General features: G+C 68.6%; 15 protein-coding genes and 1 rRNA gene. 5 read left to right on the top strand and 11 right to left on the bottom strand.

Annotated elements, in window-relative coordinates; translation table 11 throughout:
• The 3 genes from FBZ89_RS21320 to FBZ89_RS21330 all read left to right on the top strand — a co-directional run.
• Positions 1-99 (top strand): 23S ribosomal RNA (locus FBZ89_RS21320); the annotation flags it as partial.
• Positions 100-325: 226 nt separating this feature from the next.
• On the top strand, positions 326-763 hold the full coding sequence (locus tag FBZ89_RS21325) for a VOC family protein (protein WP_145751992.1): 438 nt from the start codon (positions 326-328) through the stop codon (positions 761-763).
• A gap of 135 nt (positions 764-898) precedes the next feature.
• The gene (locus FBZ89_RS21330; protein WP_186457494.1) at positions 899-2518 is read left to right on the top strand and encodes a tetratricopeptide repeat protein; all 1620 of its coding nucleotides are present in this window, start codon (positions 899-901) and stop codon (positions 2516-2518) included.
• A 58-nt stretch (positions 2519-2576) separates the two neighbouring features.
• On the opposite strand, the gene FBZ89_RS21335 is transcribed toward FBZ89_RS21330, so the two are convergent.
• Complete coding sequence (locus FBZ89_RS21335; RefSeq protein WP_040842430.1) at positions 2577-2771, bottom strand: hypothetical protein; 195 nt, start codon at positions 2769-2771, stop codon at positions 2577-2579.
• A gap of 159 nt (positions 2772-2930) precedes the next feature.
• On the opposite strand from FBZ89_RS21335, the gene FBZ89_RS21340 reads away from it, so the two are divergent.
• Positions 2931-3446 carry a hypothetical protein gene (locus FBZ89_RS21340; protein ID WP_145751995.1) on the top strand — a complete coding sequence of 172 codons (516 nt, stop codon included), beginning with the start codon at positions 2931-2933 and terminating at the stop codon, positions 3444-3446.
• A gap of 49 nt (positions 3447-3495) precedes the next feature.
• Here FBZ89_RS21340 and FBZ89_RS21345 read toward each other — a convergent pair whose 3' ends face one another.
• From FBZ89_RS21345 to FBZ89_RS21390, 10 genes are all read right to left on the bottom strand, one after another.
• The gene (locus FBZ89_RS21345; protein WP_246172447.1) at positions 3496-5013 is read right to left on the bottom strand and encodes a SpoVR family protein; all 1518 of its coding nucleotides are present in this window, start codon (positions 5011-5013) and stop codon (positions 3496-3498) included.
• An 80-nt stretch (positions 5014-5093) separates the two neighbouring features.
• Positions 5094-6419, bottom strand: coding sequence for a YeaH/YhbH family protein (locus FBZ89_RS21350; protein WP_088870836.1), 1326 nt, complete (start codon positions 6417-6419; stop codon positions 5094-5096).
• A gap of 210 nt (positions 6420-6629) precedes the next feature.
• Positions 6630-8576, bottom strand: a complete 1947-nt coding sequence (locus tag FBZ89_RS21355; protein WP_088870837.1) for a PrkA family serine protein kinase — start codon at positions 8574-8576, stop codon at positions 6630-6632.
• 1214 nt (positions 8577-9790) lie between these two features.
• The gene (locus tag FBZ89_RS21360) at positions 9791-10498 is read right to left on the bottom strand and encodes a glutathione S-transferase N-terminal domain-containing protein (protein WP_145751997.1); all 708 of its coding nucleotides are present in this window, start codon (positions 10496-10498) and stop codon (positions 9791-9793) included.
• A 195-nt stretch (positions 10499-10693) separates the two neighbouring features.
• Positions 10694-11131, bottom strand: coding sequence for a CBS domain-containing protein (locus FBZ89_RS21365; protein WP_145751999.1), 438 nt, complete (start codon positions 11129-11131; stop codon positions 10694-10696).
• Positions 11132-11491: 360 nt separating this feature from the next.
• Positions 11492-11992 carry a hypothetical protein gene (locus FBZ89_RS21370; protein WP_145752001.1) on the bottom strand — a complete coding sequence of 167 codons (501 nt, stop codon included), beginning with the start codon at positions 11990-11992 and terminating at the stop codon, positions 11492-11494.
• A gap of 197 nt (positions 11993-12189) precedes the next feature.
• Positions 12190-15729, bottom strand: coding sequence for a chromosome segregation protein SMC (gene smc, locus FBZ89_RS21375; protein ID WP_145752003.1), 3540 nt, complete (start codon positions 15727-15729; stop codon positions 12190-12192).
• 6 nt (positions 15730-15735) lie between these two features.
• Positions 15736-16422, bottom strand: coding sequence for a thioredoxin domain-containing protein (locus tag FBZ89_RS21380; RefSeq protein WP_186457495.1), 687 nt, complete (start codon positions 16420-16422; stop codon positions 15736-15738).
• Between the two features lie 128 nt (positions 16423-16550).
• Complete coding sequence (locus FBZ89_RS21385) at positions 16551-17444, bottom strand: thioredoxin domain-containing protein (RefSeq protein WP_145752007.1); 894 nt, start codon at positions 17442-17444, stop codon at positions 16551-16553.
• A gap of 73 nt (positions 17445-17517) precedes the next feature.
• Positions 17518-18009 carry a DUF721 domain-containing protein gene (locus FBZ89_RS21390; RefSeq protein ID WP_088870846.1) on the bottom strand — a complete coding sequence of 164 codons (492 nt, stop codon included), beginning with the start codon at positions 18007-18009 and terminating at the stop codon, positions 17518-17520.
• A gap of 135 nt (positions 18010-18144) precedes the next feature.
• On the opposite strand from FBZ89_RS21390, the gene mutY reads away from it, so the two are divergent.
• Positions 18145-19254 (top strand): A/G-specific adenine glycosylase, encoded by a 1110-nt coding sequence (gene mutY / locus FBZ89_RS21395; RefSeq protein ID WP_145752008.1) that lies wholly within the window; start codon positions 18145-18147, stop codon positions 19252-19254.
• Positions 19255-19295: the final 41 nt, after the last annotated feature.

Genomic DNA, 19295 nt, shown 5'->3' on the forward strand with positions numbered 1-19295 from the left:
CTGAAGAGCCGTGCTAGACCAGCACGTCAATAGGTGGCATGTGGAAGCGCGGCAACGCGTGAAGCTAAGCCATACTAATCGCTCGTCCGGCTTGATCACTCCTTAACGGCGCCGCGCGCAACGGTAATCCCGTGCGCTGACGCCCGGTGCGATACACGGGTTATTCAAGACCTCATCACAAATGCAAATAAGGCCGTTCCCGTTCGGGGCGGCCTTATTGCTATGGTATGATGAACCTTGGTCCTGTTCCGGCGGCCTTGCGGCCGGGCTACCATGGTCCTTGTCGCGGGACCGGTATCCGTCCTGCCGCTGCAAGGACGGTTACATGACCCTGGCGCCGGATGGCGGGCCCGATACTGGCCCGCGGAGCCCGAAATTCTTTCCCCTGCTGCGTTATGAAGACCCCGCCGCCGCCGTTGACTGGCTGTGCGCCGCCTTCGGCCTGATCCGTCACCATGTGATCACGGATGAGCGGGGACGGGTGGTCCACGCCCAGCTGAAGCTGGGGGACGCCCTGCTGATGCTGGGGCCGGACAACCCGGTCGACCGCTATGGCATGCACAGCCCCCGGGTGCTGAACGGCCTGAACCAGGGGGTCTGGGTGGCGCTGGACGACATCGATGCCCACCACGCCCGGGCGCGCGCCGCTGGCGCCGACATCCTGACCGACCCGCACGACACCGGCCACGGCACCCGAGAGTACGTGGCCCGCGATCTGGAGGGCCACGTCTGGATCTTCGGCGATTATTGGGGTGAGCCCTGACGGTCCCGCCTTTTTTGCCGCCCGCTTTCCCCCCGCCCCCCCGTGTAAAGCTGAGGGACAGTGGGAAAGAGGGCTTTCAAAATCACCGCGACCGCTCACGCTCCGGCCAGCTCCAACCAGGCTGATTACAACCAAGTGGTCGCCCGCTTCCATGCTGGCGACCTGGCCGGGGTGGAAAGCGCCTGCCGGCGCGTCCTGGCCCAGAATCCGCGCCAGCCGGCCTTCCTGCATGTGCTGGGCCTGGTGGCCCAGGCGCGCGGCCAGTCCGCCATCGCCGCCGAGCTGATCGGCGAGGCCGTGGCCTTGAAGCCGGACGACAGCGCCATGCAGGGCAACCTCGGCATCGCGTTCGCCAAGCTGGGCCGGCTGGAGGCCGCCGAGGGCGCCTACCGGCGGGCGATCGCCCTGCGGCCCGACAACGCCGATGCCCACAGCAACCTGGGCAACGTCCTGCGCCATCATGGCCGCTGGGACGAGGCGGAGGCCGAGTACCGGCAGGCACTGTCCTTGCGGCCGACCTTCGCCGAGGCGCACAGCAACCTGGGCAACGCCCTGCGCCAGCGCCAGGACCTCGATGGGGCGGAGGCGGCCTACCGCCAGGCCCTGGCCTTGCGCCCCGCCTATCCCGAGGGCCACTACAACCTGGGCAACGTGCTGCTGGACCGGGGTTGGACCACGGAAGCCATCGAGTGCTACCGCGCCGCCCTGGCCTTCAACCCCCGCCTGGTGGAGGCGCACAACAACCTGGGCAGCGCGTTGAAGGCGCTGGGCGACATGGACGGCGCCATCGCCTGCTACCAGGCGGCCTTGGCGATCGATCCCCGTTATGCCGAGGCTCGCTACAACCTGGGCCTTGCCTGGCTGGGCCTGGGCGACTACCCCCGGGGCTGGGCGGCATATGAATGGCGCTGGGCCAGTCCCGATTTCCGTCCCCACCGCCGCCCCTTCGCCCAGAAGACCTGGCGGGGCGAGGACATGGCCGGGGGGACGCTGCTGCTGCATGCCGAGCAAGGCTATGGCGACACCCTGCAGTTCTGCCGCTACATCCCCCTGGTGGCCGCCCGCTGCCGCCGGGTGGTGGTGGAGGTGCCGCGACCCCTGCTGCGCCTGCTGCGGGCCTCGCCAGCGCTGACGGCCGTGGGGGACGTGCGGTTCGTCGGCCGGGGCGGGCCCCTGCCGGATTTCGACCGGCATTGCCCGATGCTGAGCCTGCCGCTGGCGCTGGACACGCGGTTGGAGACGGTGCCGGCGGCCACGCCCTACCTGACGGCGGCGGCCGCCCCAATCGCCGCCAGGGATCGTCCCCGTGTGGGCATCGCCTGGGCCGGCAACCCCACCTACAAGGTGGACCGTCGCCGCTCCCTGACCCGGGCGCAGGTCGAGTCCCTGGTGGCCGCCTGCCCGGAGGTGGAATTCCACGGTTTGCAGAAGGATCCGGAGACGGCCGGCGGCCTGCCCGCCGGCGTCATCGACCGCATGGGGGACGTTGCCGACTTCGCCGACACCGCCGCTCTGGTCCAGGCCATGGACCTGGTGATCAGCGTCGATACCTCCGTGGTCCATCTGGCGGGGGCCCTGGGCCGGCCGGTGTGGCTGCTGAACCGCTTCGATTCCGACTGGCGCTGGTTGCGCGACCGTGACGACAGCCCCTGGTATCCCACCCTGCGCCAGTTCCGGCAGGAGGCGCCCGGCGATTGGTACGGCGTGCTGGCCCGGGTGGCGGCGTCCCTCGACGGTTTCGCCGCGCGGCCATGAAAAAAGCCGCCTGGGCCTCGCGGCCCGGCGGCTTCCTCCAACGTGATCGCGATAGGGATCAGGCGGCGCGGTTCAGCTTGCGCACCTTGGCCCACAGGTCCGACGGCTGGCGATCCAGCTCGAACATGGAAACCTTGGACGGCTCGCGACCCTGAACGGCGCATTCCAGCAGGAACATGTTGGTCTTCTGCGGGTCCAGCCCGTGCGCTTCGCACGCGGCGACGAAGGCGGGATCCAGTTCCAGGGTGGACATCGGAATTGCTCTCTAGGAGGTTGGCGGTTGGGCACCCGCTTGGGGTACGCTCATAATATCGCGATGCAGCATGGCTTAACTAGGGCGATTTCGCATCTGCGGCATGACAAATCGGTGGCCAGCGCGCGGGAACAAGCCGCCATGCGGGAGGAGGTTCCGATGAGGTCCTGGGTCTACCCCTTCCTGGTCGTGATGGCCGTCCTTCCAGCCGCCTGCCAGCCGTCACCGCCGCCCTTGACCTTTGACGGCCTGGGGCCCGTCCGCCTGGGCATGACGGTCGTCCAGGCGGAGTCGGCGCTGGACGTTTCCTTCCGCCCGATGGACCAGACCCAATCGGCGGACTGCTGGCTGACCGGCCGTGGCGACGGCAAGGACAGGCAGATCAGCTACATGGTGGAAAAGGGCCGGATCACCCGCATCGACGTCTTCGCCCCGCCGGGCGGGGAGGCGACCGTCCGGACGGCCCAGGGGATCGGCGTGGGCGCCACGGAGGCGGCGGTGCTGAAGGCCTACGGTTCCACGGTGGTGGTGCAGCCCCACGCCTATGAGGAGGGGCACTGTCTCCGGATCGAGGAGCGGGGGCGGGTCCTGCTGTTCGAGACAGCCGGCGGCCGGGTCACCCGCTTCCGCGCGGGCTTGCCCCCGGCCGTGGACTATATTGAAGGCTGCCTCTGACGCTGGGCCTGCTGCCCTCGGGGCAGCTACCTCACTCCGCCAGCAGGCCTCATTCTGCCAATAAAATGGTGCGGGCGGGCACGGTCAGCTTGCGCAGCGTGTTGCCGGCGTCGTCGTTCTCGAACAGCAGCACGTCGTAGCCCCAGAGATTGGCGACATGCTGCAGCACGGACTTGGCGTCCTCCTCCGCCAGCAGCACGCCGTTCTGCACCTTGTGCTCCAGGATCAGGCGGCGGTCGCCGGCCAGGTCCACGTCGGTGATTTGGATGTCCGGGTCCAGGGAGGAGAAGTCATACTGCGCCGCCAGCTGCTGGCGCACCCGGCGATAGCCGCGTTCGTCATGGATGGCGGCGACGCGGTAGACGTTCTCATCACTGTCGTCGTGCAGGTGGAACATCCGCATCTTGCGCATCAGGTGCGGGCTCAGATACTGCAGGATGAAACTCTCGTCGCGATAGTTGGCCCAGGCGTCGCGCAGGGCGGCCATGGCGTCGCCGCTGCCGGCATAGCCGGGGAACCAGGCGCGATCCTCCTCCGTGGGGTTGGTGGCGATGCGCTCGATGTCCTGCATCATGGCGAACCCCAGGGCATAGGGGTTGATGCCGGAATAGCGCGGGTCGTCGAAGGCCGGCTGGAACACCACGGCGGTGTGGGAGTGCAGGAACTCCATATAGGCGCCGTCGCTGATGCGCCCCGTTTCGTGCAGGCGGGTCATGATGCGGTAGTGCGTGTAGGTGGCGCACCCCTCGTTCATCACCTTGGTCTGCCGCTGGGGTGAGAAGTACTGCGCCACATGGCGGACGATGCGCAGCACCTCGCGCTGCCAATTGGCCAGGCGCGGCGCCTTCTTCTCCAGGAAATAGAGGATGTTCTCCTCCGGCAGGTCCAGCAGGGCCCGGCGCCGCTCCTCGTCCGACGGCGCCTTCTGGCCCTTCTTGGTGGGCACCGTGCGCCACAGGTCATTGTACAGCTGGCGCTGCATCTCCTGCCGCTCCTGCTCCCGCCGCGCTTCGGACTGCAGGTCCAGGCGGCGGCGGGGGTAGCGGTGGATGCCCTGGTTCATCAGGGCGTGGGCGGCGTCCAGGGTGCGTTCCACCAGCTGCTGGCCATAGCGCTCCTCGCAGCGGGCGATGTAGGCCTTGGCGAAGTCCAGATAGCCCAGGATGCCCTCGGCATCCGTCCACTGCTGGAACAGGTAGTTGTTCTTGAAGAAGTGGTTGTGGCCGAACGCCGCGTGGGCGATGACCAGCGCCTGCATGGTGATGGAGTTCTCCTCCATGATGTAGCTGATGCAGGGGCTGGAGTTGATGACGATCTCATAGGCCAGGCCGCGCATGCCGCGGCGGTACATGGCCTCGTCCCGGGCGAAATGCTTGCCGAAGGACCAGTGGCGGTACAGCAGGGGCATGCCGATGGAGGCATAGGCGTCCAGCATCTGCTCGGACGTGATGACCTCGATCTGGTTGGGGTAGACATCCAGCCCCAGCTCGCCCAGCGCGATCTCCTGGATGGCGTCGTGGCAGCGCTTGATGGTGTCGTAGTCCCAGTCGGCACCGGTGTAGAGCAGATTGGCATCGTCCGGCGGCGGCGCCTTCTCCCCGGGTTCCGATCTCTTGACAGGCTTCAGGCGTTCAACGGGGGCTAAGGTCAAGGTGTCGCCTCCTCCGACTGTTTCGCGCCGTCGCGGGCGAACAGCTCACGGAATACCGGGTAGATTTCGCGCCGATGGCGGACCTTCTTCATGACGAAGGGCGTCTCGGTGCCGGTGACCTGCTTGTAGGTGCGCCACAGGTCGGTTTCGCGGGCGTGGGTGGCGAAGCCCGCCGGCATGGCGTCCGGGTCGGACCCGACCTCGACATAGGCGTAGTACTGGCAGGCGGGCAGCAGGTCATGCTCCAACAGGGCCGCTGTACGACCGCCGTCGCTGGTGGTGTTGTCGCCGTCCGAGGCCTGGGCGCCGTAGATGTTCCAGTCGGCGACGGGGTAGCGCTCCTTGATGATGCGCTTCATCTCCTCCAGCGCCGTCGACACCATGGTGCCGCCGGTCTCGGTGGAGTGGAAGAAGGTATCCTCGTCCACCTCTTCCGCCTCATGGGTATGGCGGATGAAGACCACCTCCACCTGTTTGTAGCGGCGGGTGAGGAAGAGGTAGAGCAGCATGAAGAAACGCTTGGCCAAATCCTTCATGTGCTCGGTCATCGAGCCCGAGACGTCCATCAGGCAGAACATCACCGCCTGGGCCGCCGGCTTGGGAATGGGCGTGAAGCGGTTGTAGCGGACGTCGATGGGGTCGATGTAGGGAATGCGCTTGGCCCGCATCACCTGGCGTTCCAGCAGGCCCCGCAGTTCCATCAGCCGGTCCGGGTCCTTGCCCGGCTGGGCCTCCAGTTCCGCGATCTCCGCCTCCAGCGCCAGCATCTCGTCCGACTTGGGGCGCTTCAGGGCGATGCGGCGCGACAGGCTGTTGCGCATGGTGCGCACCAGGTTGAGGTTGGTGGGGGAACCGGAGGAGGAATAGCCCGCGCGCTGCCACAGCACGGCGTCGGCCGCCTTCAGCTTGCGCTTGGCGAGGTCGGGCAGCTCCAGATCCTCCATGAAGAGGTCCATGAACTCCTCCCGCGTCAGGACAAAGCGGAATTCGTCCTCGCCGCCGCCGTCGGGGCTGCCATCCGTGCCACGGCCGCCGCTCTGGCCGCTGGGCGGTTTGGCGATGGTGTCGCCCTCCATGAACTCCTTGTTGCCGGGCACCACGTGGTCGCGGATGCCGCCTTGGCCGGAGCGGTGGAAGGTGGGTTCGGAAATGCCGCCGGTGGGGATGGAGATGTCGGCGCCGCTTTCCACGTCCTTGATGCGGCGGTTGCTGGAGGCGCCATTCACGGCGCGCAGGATCTGTTCCTTGGCACGCCGTATGAAGCGCTGGCGGTTGGCCAGGCTCTTACCCTTGGGATTGCTGCGGCGATCGACAATGATCATCGACGACAAGGCATTACTCCCCGGTACCCCGTCCCGGGAACCAGTCGGCGGCGCCGGCCCGGCGCCATCGGAGGCCGGGCGGGAAAGCGCCACCGGCGGTCAAGCCGGGCGGGGGTGGTGTCCGTTTCGCGTGTGACCGCTTGGGGGAAAACCGTGGGACCGGGCCCGGCCGGTGAAGCCGGGCCCCTTTCCTGTGGGAAAGGCCCCGCGTCAGCCCGCCTGCTTCACCCGCATGTACCACTCGACCAGCCGGCGCACCTGGCGCTCGGTATAGCCGCGATCCACCATGCGCTCGACGAACTCGTGGTGCTTCTTCTCCGTCTCGCCATCCTTCTTGCTGCCGAAGCTGATGACCGGCAGCAGCTCTTCCACCTGGCTGAACATACGCCGTTCGATGACCAGCCGCAGCTTCTCATAAGAGGTCCAGCTGGGGTTGCGGCCGGCGTTGGCCGCCCGCGTCCGCAGCACGAACTTCACCACCTCATTGCGGAAGTCCTTCGGGTTGGCGATGCCCGCCGGCTTCTCGATCTTGGTCAGCTCCTGGTTCAGCAGGTCCCGGTTCATCAGCTGCCCGGTGTCGGGATCCTTGAAGTCCTGATCCTCGATCCAGGCGTCGGCGTAGTCGACATACCGGTCGAACAGGTTCTGACCGTAATCGTGGTAGGACTCGAGGTAGGCCTTTTGGATTTCATAGCCGATGAACTCCGCATAGCGCGGCGCCAACTCGGCCTTGATGAACTCCAGGTAGCGCTTCTCCGTCTCGTCCGGGAACTGCTCGCGGCGGATGGCCTGCTCCAGCACGTACATCAGGTGCACCGGGTCGGCCGCCACCTCCACCGTGTCGTAGTTGAAGGTGCTGGCCAGCACCTTGAAGGCGAAACGGGTGGAGATGCCGTTCATGCCCTCGTCCATGCCGGCGGCGTCCTTGTATTCCTGCAGGGTGCGGGCCTTGGGGTCCGTCTCCTTCAGGCTTTCGCCGTCATAGACGCGCATCTTGGAGAAGAGGTTGGAATTCTCATGCTCCCGCAGACGGGACAGCACGGTGAACCGGGCCAGCATCTCCATGGTGCCGGGGGCGCAGGGGGACTTGGCCAGTTCCGATCCGCCGATCAGCTTCTCATAGATGCGCTGTTCCTCGGTGACGCGCAGGCTGTACGGGACCTTGACCACGCAGATGCGGTCGATGAAGGCCTCGTTGTTCTTGTTGTTCTTGAAGCTCTGCCACTCCGCCTCGTTGGAGTGCGCCATGATGACGCCGGTGAAGGGCAGGGCGCCGATGTTCTCCGTGCCGATGTAGTTGCCCTCCTGCGTGGCGGTCAGCAGGGGATGCAGCATCTTGATGGGGGCCTTGAACATCTCGACGAATTCCAGCAGGCCCTGGTTCGCCCGGTTCAGGCCGCCGGAATAGCTGTAGGCGTCGGGATCGTTCTGCTGGAACATCTCCAGCTTGCGGATGTCCACCTTGCCCACCAAGGAGGAGATGTCCTGGTTGTTCTCGTCGCCCGGCTCGGTCTTCGACACGGCGATCTGGCGCAGGCGCGACGGGCGTAGCTTCACCACCCTGAAGCGGGTGATGTCGCCGCCGAACTCATCCAGGCGCTTGATGGCCCAGGGGCTGACCAAGCCGGTCAGGCGACGGCGGGGAATGCCGTAGCGTTCCTCCAGCGCCTCGCCCATGGTGCCGGGGTCGAACAGGCCGAGCGGGCTTTCGAACACCGGGCTCAGCTGGTCGCCGGCTTTCAGGACATAGATGGGCTGTTCCTCCATCAAGGCCTTCAGGCGCTCGGCCAGCGAGGATTTGCCGCCGCCCACCGGACCCAGCAGGTAGAGGATTTGCTTGCGCTCCTCCAGGCCCTGGGCGGCGTGGCGGAAGAAGCCCACGATGCGCTCTATCGTCTCCTCCATGCCGTAGAACTCGGCGAAGGCGGGATAGATCTTGATGGTGCGGTTCATGAAAACGCGGGACAGACGGCTGTCCTTGGCGGTGTCCACCACCTCCGGCTCACCGATGGCGGCCAGCAGACGCTCCGGCGCGCTGGCGTACATCATCGGGTCGTCGCGGCACCCTTCCAGGTATTCCTGCAACGACATCGCCACCTCGCGGCGCGCCTCGTAGCTCTGGGCGAAGGTTGTGAATAAATCGGTCGACTTCGGCATGGGTTCACCCTTTCAGAAGGATCACGCCTATCAGGCAACTCGACGGGCGGTCCCAACACGCGAGACCGCGACGACTCCACTCTCCCCGTGCCAACGGGGTACCAACCTCGTGACTGACGTTTCAGGAGAGGCAAGTTCCGTACCAGATGGCCCATCCCCGTGGATCGAACCCTTGGACTCCACTTGTTCAACCACTCACCTGTCGTCCTTCGTCTCCCTGTACCCGGATGCCTTGGGTCTTGATTTAGATATTGGTGGATGATTGCGACGGAGTAGAGGCAGGTCGGGGAATTTTTCAGCGAAAACCAAATGTTGTGCCGATTCGCCCGACGCCGGCCTCATCCATTCCACCTATCCCGCGGGCCATCCCCAGGCGCCGATCGGCGATCCGGGCAACCTTGTCCGTTTATAATCGGGCCCATGCAGCGGCGCCCGGTGCCACGCGTCCCTCCGCCAAAAGGCCTAGGTCCGGGCTGTTCCCGCGACCACCGCGCCGGCGGCATTTCATGCGTATTCCCTATGGGCAGGGTGAGCCCCAAGGCCTCACCAAAATGTTAACGATTTGCCCCGGGATACATGTTTTTGGCCGCTGCGGCCCATCTGAAGGGGACCGTTCGGCAGGTCCTGGCTGGCCCTGGAGCCCCCCTGCCATCCCATGGCGGGGGGTGGCCGGCTATAGGTAGATGCTAAACCACGATCCGGGCCTAGCGCTAGTCCCTCTATCCGTAAGGCTGAGGATTTCGGGCCATGCTGTCCAAAGGACGGCGGTTGCCCGCCGCTTGGGCATCTGCCCCAAAAAGGGGCAGCGTCAGCGGGGCGGCGGCTTATTTTGCGGTTCGCCCGGCGGCACCGTCTCCGGCAGGACCACGGCGTCGGGCGCCATGGTCAGGGGTGCGGCAGGCTTTGTGCCAGCACCACCTTGGTGGCGCTGGCGTAAAGGTTGATGCCGTCGCCGATGACAGCCGGCACATCAAGCCGCCGCCGGGGCCGGCGGGGCGATGGGCACCCCGGTGGCCAGCAGGAGCCAGCCGGCCCACACCGCGACTCGGCGCTGGCGCCACACCCCCTAAAACACCCCACCATGCCCATCCTTGACCATACCTACGCCGGCCGGGAACCATCCCTATGCCGCGCCCCGCCGCACGGGCGGCGGCGTGGTCAAGGCGCGACTATGCGGAAGATGGACTGGAGGAAGGGGCCGTTGGCGTTGGGTTTCAGCGCTGCCGGGCGCCGAACAGGTTCTCCCGCGTCTTCTCATCCAAGGCCTGGCCGGCCGGCCGGCTCTTGTCCTTCAGCAGCTCCAGCCCGCGCTGCACGGCGGGGCGGGCGGCGACGGTGTCGATCCAGCGTTTCACATGGGGGAAGTCGGCCAGGTCGATCTCGTAGCGTTCATGCAGGCGCAGCCAGGGGAAGGTCGCCATGTCGGCGATGCCGTAGTCGCCGGCCAGGAATTCCGTCTTGGCCAACTGGCTGTTGGCGACACGGATCAGGCGCCGCGCCTCATTGGTGTAGCGGTCGATGCCATATTGGATGCGCTCGGGCGCATAATTACGGAAATGGCCGGCTTGGCCGAACATGGGGCCGACGCCGCCCATCTGCCACATCAGCCATTGCACGTGGCCGTACCACACCGCGGCGTCCGTGGGGCGGAATTGGCCCGTCTTCTCCGCCAGGTAGATCAGGATGGCGCCGGACTCGAACAGTGACAGCGGTTGGCCGTTGGGGCCGTCGGGATCGACAATGGCCGGCATGCGGTTGTTCGGTGAGATCGCCAGAAAGTCCGGCTTGAACTGGTCGCCGGCACCGATGTCCACCGGATGCACGGTATAGGGCAGGCCCATTTCCTCCAGGGCGATGGAGATCTTGTAGCCGTTGGGCGTGGGCCAGGCGTACAGCGCGATGGCTTTGGGGTCGGTCACCATGGGGGGCGGCTTTCGCTAAGGGGGCAGGGATGGCAGCCTCCCGAAACGGATGGCGGGCCGCTGCGATGGTCGTCACAGCAGCCCGCCCATCCCTGCAGCCTGCCCATCCCTGCGGATGACGCTTCCAACCGGCGCAGCCCACCCCATTCCCCGGCACGTGGCACCGGGGTGGCGCGGGGGCGGAGGACGCGCCGCTCAGAAACCGCCGGCCACGTAGACGCGCATGCTCTCCACCTCGCTGGTGGCTTCCGCCAGGCGATGCTTCACCACGTCGCCGATGCTGATGAAGCCCACCAGCCGGCCGCTGTCCATCACCGGCATGTGGCGGAAGCGTCCTTCCGTCATGCGGGTCATGATGGACGAGACGCTGTCGCCCGGGGCGCAGGCCACGACCTTGCGGGTCATCAGTTCCGACACGCTCTGGTTCAGCACGGCGGGGCCGTGGGTCGCCAGGCCGCGTACGATGTCGCGTTCCGAAATGATGCCGGCCACGCCGCCGCCGGGGTCCAGCACCAGCACGGCGCCGATGCGATGGGCCGCCAGCAGGGCCGCCACCGTTTCTATGGTGTCGCCCGGCTTGGCGCTGATGATGCTGCTGCTGTCCTTATGCTTCAGGATACCGGAAACATGCATAGGCGCTTCTCCCGTTCATCACGGGGACGCGGGCGGGGGCGGTCTCGCGCCCGGTGGCCCAGCCTTCCCAAGGGCCGGTCTTCCGCGTGCCCAGTGGATTCGTGCCAAGGAAACCAGCGCCGGTTTCTATCGACCGGTAACGGTCCCCTCCGGAAGCGGGCCGCAACCGGCGGCCCCTCCTTCCAGGGGACTATGAAACGTCATGTTGCGCCGCGTCCGCAATGGGCCAAACGGCGACAGGCCCGGCCGAGGGCCGGGCCTTAAGCATAGGTCGGGGGTTATGGGGACCCGGTGCACCGCGCCGCGTCCAACGATCCCCGGCGACTTGGGGGTCGTTTCGGCGGAGCAATGTTTGGTCCCTTACCGGGCGCGGCTGCCCGCGCCGCCAGCGGCGGAAGCCGCCGGGCCGGGCTGCTGTGGCACCAGCGGCAGGCAGTTCTGCACGATGGCGTAGCACTGGGACAGGCGGCCTGCGGGACTGTCGGTGGAACTGCCGTAGACCAGCTGCTGCACGACGCCGTTCTTCAAGGTGAAGGTGGCGTTGCAGTTGCGGGCGGACACTTCCGTCGAGCCCCAATCGGCGCCACCCCAATAGCCGCGATGCCACGGGCCGCCGCCGAAGCCGCCCCAGTAGGACGGGCCCATGCGGGTCTGCAGGCTGTCGCTGGAATAGGTGAAGTATTCCACATTGTCGACCGAGGTCTGGCGGGTGGGCACGCCGGCGCAGGACAGCAGGGTCTGCTTGGGCATGCCGACCAGCGCACGCTGGGCTAACGCCGCCTGATCGGCGTCGGGGCTGGTGGCGCAACCGGCAACGGCCAACAGGCCCACCGCCGCGAGTGCCAAGGAACGGTACCGCATTTCAGTCTCCCTCACGCTTCCGGTTCGGCCGCTGCCGCCGGATAAACAAGCCCCAACCGCCCGAGCCCTGCCCCAGGGCCCTTGTTGGCTAAGATAATGCAGCGCGCGCTTTCCTGCCAGGGCCGGCCTGTTGCGGATCGCCGCGCCAGTTGTCGCGGGTAACAGGGTTAACGGCCTACCACAACTCCGCCTTGCGCCTATTCGGCGGCCTGAAGCTCTTCGGCGGTAGCCAGGTCGACGGATACCAACTGCGACACGCCCCTTTCCGCCATGGTGACGCCGAACAGGCGGTCCATGCGCGACATGGTCAGGCGATGGTGGCTGATGATGAGGAAGCGGGTATGGCCCGCCCGCGCCATCTCCTCCACCAGGTCGCAGAAGCGGCCCACGTTGGCCTCGTCCAGCGGCGCGTCCACCTCGTCCAGCACGCAGATGGGCGCCGGGTTGCACAGGAAGACGGCGAACAGCAGGGCGATGGCGGTCAAGGCCTGCTCGCCACCCGACAGCAGCGACAGGATCTGCAGCTTCTTGCCCGGGGGGCTGGCGTAAATTTCCAGGCCGGCGTCCAGCGGATCCTCGGTGTCGGTCAGCTTCAGCTGGGCGCGGCCGCCGCCGAACAGCTGGGTGAACATCTCCTGGAAATGGGCGTCCACCTTGTGGAAGGCGGCCAGCAGCCGTTCGCGCGCCTCCTTGTTCAGGCCGGAGATGCCTTGGCGCAGGCGGGCGATGGCGGATACCAGGTCCTCCCGCTCCGTCTTCATGACGCCGATCTGCTCGTCCAGCTCCTGCACCTCCTGCTCGGCGCGCAGGTTGACGGGCCCCATGTTGTCGCGCTCGGCCTCCAGGCGGCCCAGGCGCTGCTCCACGGCATGGGCCTCGGGCAGAGGCTCGCCCTCGTCCAGGCCGGCCAGGGCCAGCACCTGTTCCGGTGGGCAATCCAGCCGTTCGGCGATGCGTTCCTTCACCGTGTCCAGATGCTGGTGGGCGGAGCCCACCGCGGCCTCGGCATGGGCGCGGGCCTCGCGCGCGTCGGCCAGGCCGTTCTCCGCCTCCTTCAAAGTCCGCTCGGCCGTGGTCAGCGCGCCCTCGGCTCCCGCCAAATCGTCGCCAGCGCGGCTGCGCACCCGTTCCGCCTCGTGGATCAGGTCGGCCAGGGTCAGGCGCTCTTCCTCGATCTGCGCCGGGCGTTCAGCCAGGCGCTCCTGCTCCTCGCGTGTCTCCTCGGCGCGTTCGGTCAGTTCGGCCAGGCGGCCGCCGGTGCCGTCGCGGCGCTGCCGCCATGAGGTTTCCTCGGCGACGATGGCATCCAGCCGGCGGCGGCGGTCCTCGGCCTCGCGCAGCAGGCGGTCCAGGGCGTTCTGCGCTTCCGCCTGGGTGCCGCGCGCCTCGGTCAGGCGCAGGCGGGCCTCGGCGATCTGCTCGCGACCCTCGCCCGGGGGCGGCAGCTCCTCCAGCGTGGCGCGGGCCTCGGCCCAGCGTTCCCGCAGGTCTTCCTCATCCGCCGTCATCTGGTCCAGGGTCTCGGACAGGGCGGCCAGGCGGCTGGCCAGGGCGGCGGCGGCCTGGGCCACGCGGGCGTGGGTGCCGCGCGCGTCGGCCACGGCGCGGAAGGCGGCGCTGACGGCATCGCGGGCGGCCCGGTCCTTGGCGGCGGCCTGGTCCACGGCCCGCAGCGCCAGGGCCACGCGCTCCTCCGCCGCGTCCTTCACCGCCTCATAGGCGGTGCGGGCCTCGGCCACCACGGCGTCGGCCTCGGCGATCTCCTGCGTCAGCTCGGTCAGGCGGTTGCGCTGGCGCAGGCGCTCGGCGGCGGCGGTGGGGGCGCCGGCGGCGATGCAGTGCCCGTCCCAGCGCCAGGCGGCGCCGTCACGGGTCACCAGGATCTGGCCGGGGACCAGGTCGGGCGCCAGGCGGGTGCCGGTGGCGGTGTCGGCGACGATGCCGACATGGGCCAGGCAACGGTCCAGCGCACCCGGCGCCTTGACCCTGGCGGCCAGCGGCTCCGCCCCGGCGGGCAGGGGGACAACCGTGCCCAGGGCGGGCAGGGCGCGCCAGTGCACCGGCGCCGCCTCATCCAGGGGGGCCGTCAGGGCGTCGCCCAGGGCGGCGGCCAGGGCCTGCTCATAGCCCTTGGCCACGCTCAGCGCGTCCACCAGGGGCGGGAACAGGTCGCCGGCCCCGGCTTTCAGCAGGCGGGTGATGGCGTCGGCCTCCGCCGTCAGGCGGGCGCGGTCGCCCTCGGCCCGCTGCAGGGCGTCGCGGGCGACGGCTTGCTCTTGCGTGCCCAGGGCGCGGGCGGCGTTGGCGGCCTGCTCGGTCCCGGCCTTCGCGGCCTCCGCCTCCTCCGCCGCGCCCTTGGCCAGTTCCAGCCGTTCCTCGGCCAGGTGGATGGCCTCCTCCGCCTCGGCCACGTCGTCGCGGGCGGCCTGCTGGCGTTCCAGCTCAGCCTTTTGCGCCTGAGTCTCCTCGACACGGCGGCGCAGGGTGGCGACGCGCTGCTCCAGGTCCTGCGCCTGGCGCTGGATCTGCGCGCGCTTGGCCTCGTCCGCGGCCAGGCGCTCGGTGGCGGCCGCCAGCTCGGCGTCCAGGCTGGCCACGGTGTCGCGGATTTCCTCCAGGCGGGCCTTGGCCAGCTCCTGGTTTTCCGCCTCGTCCCCTTGCGCGTCGGCAATGGCTTGGCGTTCCTCCGCCAAACGGGACAGCGCCCGGTCGGCATCGGCGGCCAGGTCCTTTTCGCGCGCCAGGTCGCCCTCGATCTGGGCCAGGCGGCGCTGCAGCGTGGCCAGGGCCTCGGTCGCGCGCCGCTCCTCCGCGTCCAGCTGTTCCCGCGCCACCAGCAGGCGCTGCAGGGCGGCGGCGGCTTCCGCCTCCGCCTGGCGCTTGGGCGGCAGGCTGGCGGCGAGATCGGTGCGCCTGGTGGTGGCTTGCGTGACGGCCAGCATCAGGCCGCGCACCGCCTCCTCGGCCTTGTCGAAGCCGGCGCGGGCCTGCATGACCTGGGCGGTGGCGGTGGTCCAGCGCAAGTGCAGCAGCAGCGCCTCTGCCCGGCGGATGTGGTCGGAGATGTTGCGGTAGCGCGCGGCCTGGCGGGCCTGCTTGCGCAGGTTCTGCAGCTGCGCGTCCATGGTGACGACCACGTCGTCCAGGCGCGTCAGGTTGGTTTCCGCCGCCTTCAACTTCAGTTCCGCCTCATGCCGGCGGGAATGCAGGCCGGTGATGCCCGCCGCCTCCTCCAGCAGCTGGCGGCGGTCGCCCGGCTTGGCGTTGATCAGGGCGCCGACCCGGCCCTGGCTGACCAGCGCCGGGGAATGGGCGCCCGAGGCGTTGTCAGCCAGCAGCAGTTGCACGTCGCGCGCGCGCGCCGGCCGGCCGTTGATGCGGTAGTCAGAGCCGGCGCCGCGTTCCAGCTTGCGGCTGATCTCCATTTCCGTCTGGACGGCGTCCGCTTTGACGCCTGGTGTGCCGGCGGTCAGGTTGGGGCTGTCCAGGTGCAGGACGACTTCGCACAAATTGCGCGCCGGCCGCGTGGCCGTGCCACCAAAGATGACGTCGTCCATGTCCTCGCCGCGCATCTTCTTGGCCGAGGTCTCGCCCATGGCCCAGCGCAACGCCTCCACCAGGTTGGACTTGCCGCAACCGTTGGGGCCGACGATGCCGGTCATCCCGGGCTCGATCACGAGCTCGGTGTGGTCCACGAAGGATTTGAAGCCGGAGATGCGAAGCTTGGTGAATTGCACGGGGGCTTACTTCTTCGGTGCCTTGGCGCCGGCCTTGATCAGGGCGGCGGCCAGCTTGTCATAGTCGTTGGGGCCGGCGATGCGGTCCACTTCCTTGCCGCCCTTGCGGATGATCAGCGTGGGGGTCTGTTCGACCTTCGCCTCGGTGGCCTCCTGGCTGCTGGCGGCGATATAGTCCTGGATGGGTTTGCTGGCGACGCAGGCGTCATAGGCCGGGGCCGGCAGGCCGGCCATGCCCATCATCTCCTTCAGGCCCGCCTCCGGGTCCTTGGCGCCCAGCCATTGGCCCTGGGTGCTGAACAGCAGGCTGCGGGCGTCATTATAGCTGCCGACGGGCAGGCAGCGCGTGGCCATGTGGGCCAGATAACCCACGCGGTTGGTGGGCGTGTCGTGGAAGACGAAGCGCACCTGGCCGCGATCGATGAAGTCCGCCTTCAGGCGGGGCAGCATCGTCTCCTCGAAATGGGCACAGTGCGGACAGGAGAGGGAGGCGTATTCCTCGATCACCACCGGGGCGTTGCCGCTGCCCAGGGCGCGGGTGCTGGTGGCGGCGGCGATGTCGATGCCGCCCCCTGTGGCGGGGGTGGGGGCAGTCGCCGCCTGGGCCACGGCAGAGGCGGGCAGGGCCAGCGGGGCGGCCAGCGCCGCCATAGCCATGACCAGGCCCTGGGCCATGCCGGCCCGATCGCGCATCCAACGCCCTGCCATATCCCCCTCCATCCGACTTTCAAAACGCGGCCGCTTTAAACGAAACCAGGTCAAACGCGACCGTCACGAAGACGGCGCCCTTGGGGATCCCCGTCCCCAGGGCGCCGCCGATCTCACTTCTTGCGGCGGGTCAGCATAAAGATGCCGCCCAGCACGACCAGGGCGGCGACGATGCCGCCGGCGATCAGGCCGGTGCTGGGGCCGGTCGCCGCGGCGGGGGCCGCCGGAGCGCCGGTGGCCGGGGTGCTGGCCGGGGTCGTGCTGGCCGGGGTCGTGCTGGCCGGGGTAGCCGCCTGGTCGGCGGGCGCGCCATTAGCGGCCGGCGCCGGGGCCGGGTTGGCCGGGGCCTTGGCGCCAGCCTTCACCAGCGCTTCCGACAGCTGGCTGTATTCACGCAGGTTGTCGATCTTCTCCACCATGGCGTCGCCCTTCTTGATGAAGAAGGTCGGGGTGCCGTCCACGCCCAGCTTTTCCGACGCGTCCAGCCGGCTCTGGGTGATGAAGTCCTGCAGCGGCTTGTTGCTCAGGCAGGCGGTGAAGGTGGCGTCGGACATGCCGCCCAGGCGCAGGGTCTGCTGCAGGGCCTTCAGCGGATCGTCGGCGTGTTCCCACTGCGCCTGCGTCTTGAAGATCAGGCCCTTGGCGGCGGTGTAGCGATCAGGCGGTAGGCAGCGGGCGGCCATTTCGGCGGCGAAGGCCAACTGGTCAAGCGGGAAGTCGTGGAACACCAGCTGCACCTGGCCGGTGTCGATGAAGTCGGCCTTCAGCTGCGGCAGGAACGCTTCCTCGAAATGAGCGCAGTGCGGGCAGGTGAACGAGGCGTATTCCTCCAGCACGATGGGCGCCTTGACATCGCCCAGCACGCGCGGGCTGGTGGCGCTGGCGACGTCGATGGTGACCGGGGCATCGGCCGTCTGGGCGTGGGCCGCGCCGGCCGCCAGGACACCGGCCAGGGCACCGGCGGCCACCAGGGCGGCGGCCAGCGAATTACGCAGATGTAGGTTCACCTTAGTTCCTCCGATACCAACTGTAGTGACTATAGGGGGCGGCGCCGGGGGCCGGCAAGCCGCGTCCGAGGGACTATCGCTTCGGGGACCCGGCCGGCTTTTCGGTGGCCAGGATGGCGCGGCCCAGGCTGGTCAGCGCCTCCCGCAAATCCCCGTCTTCCACGGCCGCCGTCTGGGTTTCCAGCGCCGCCGCCTCGCCCGCCGACAGGCGGCGGGGAATCGGCGCCGGCCGGTCGCGCCGCCGGTTGGTGGCCGGGGGCGCCTGCAGCAGCTTCAGCCGCGCCACGGCGCGGAAACCGAAGAAGCCGTTCAACCGTTGCAGGATCTGCGGCTCCTCATGTTGGATGAACAAAGCGGCGGGTCCGGCCACGCCCAGGTGCAGCACGGCGTCGTCCTGCCGGCCCTTGGGGAACTGCAGCTTCAGCGGCAGGGCCACGCTGGCCAGGCGGGGCCCCACGATGGCGTCCCACTCGGCCAACAGGGTGGCGAAGGCCGGGCCGTGGGGGCCCAGTGCCTTGCCGGCGATGGCGTTCAGGTGGCGGCCGATGGGGCGGGGGCCGGGCATGGGGGTGGTGGACCTTGAAACGGTTTCGGGGGCGGCGTATGCGCTAGCGCCGGCTCCCCTGTTTGGGACAGTGTTTGGTGCTGGGACAGTGTTTGGGGGCAGTTGAACCATGGCGCAAGGGGCTTTGACCATATAATGATCGTCGCAGGCGACTCCCTTCCCCTCGGGGCCGATTTGCCGGCCCCCCGGCCCGCCGACCTGCTGGCTTGGTACGACGCCCACCGCCGGGTGCTGCCCTGGCGCACCGCCCCCGGGGGCAAGGCCGATCCCTATCACGTCTGGCTGTCGGAGATCATGCTGCAGCAGACCACGGTGGCGACCGTTGGCCCTTATTTCCAGCGCTTCCTGGCCCGTTGGCCCACGGTCGCCGACCTGGCGGCGGTGGACCTGGATGAGGTGCTGAAGGAGTGGGCCGGCCTTGGCTATTACGCCCGGGCCCGCAACCTGCACGCCTGCGCCAAGGCGGTGGTGGAACGGCACGGCGGCCGCTTCCCGGCGGACGAGGCGGCGTTGCTGGACCTGCCCGGCATCGGCGCCTACACCGCCGCCGCCATCGCGGCCATCGCCTTCGACCGGCCTGCCACGGCCATGGACGGCAATGTGGAACGGGTGATGTCCCGTATCTATGCCGTGACCGACCCGCTGCCAGGCTCCAAGCCCAAGCTGAAGGCGTTGGCCGCCGCCCTGGTGCCGGAAAAGCGGCCGGGCGACTACACCCAGGCCCTGTTCGACCTGGGCGCCACCCTGTGCAGCCCCCGCAGCCCCCGCTGCGTGCTGTGCCCGTGGATGGCGGCCTGCCGGGGCCGGCGCGACGGCCTGGCGGAACTGCTGCCGCTGAAGGCGGAAAAGGCCGCCAAGCCGACCCGCCGGGGGGTGGCCTTCTGGCTGACCAACGCCCAGGGGCTGGTGCTGCTGCGCCGCCGCCCCGAATCGGGCCTGTTGGGCGGGATGATGGAGGTGCCGTCCAGCGCGTGGGAACCGGGCGCGGACCTGGCCTACACCCGGGCCCTGGGCTGGGCGCCGGCAGTGGCCGACTGGCAGCGCCTGCCCGGTATCGTCCGCCATACATTCACCCATTTTCACCTGGAACTTACCGTCGTTCGCGGCCACCTGGATGACGATGGGGCGGCGGTGGCGGGCGTGTGGTGCGCCCCCGCCGATTTCCATGACCAGGCCTTGCCCACCGTCATGCGCAAGGTCGTCGCCTGGGCGCGGGGCGGGGGCGCGGGGCGGGGCAATGACTGATCCCGCCCAGGTGCCGCCGCGTTTCTCCATAGGACTGACGG

This window comes from Nitrospirillum amazonense, assembly GCF_007828045.1.
GTDB classification, from domain to species: domain Bacteria; phylum Pseudomonadota; class Alphaproteobacteria; order Azospirillales; family Azospirillaceae; genus Nitrospirillum; species Nitrospirillum amazonense_C.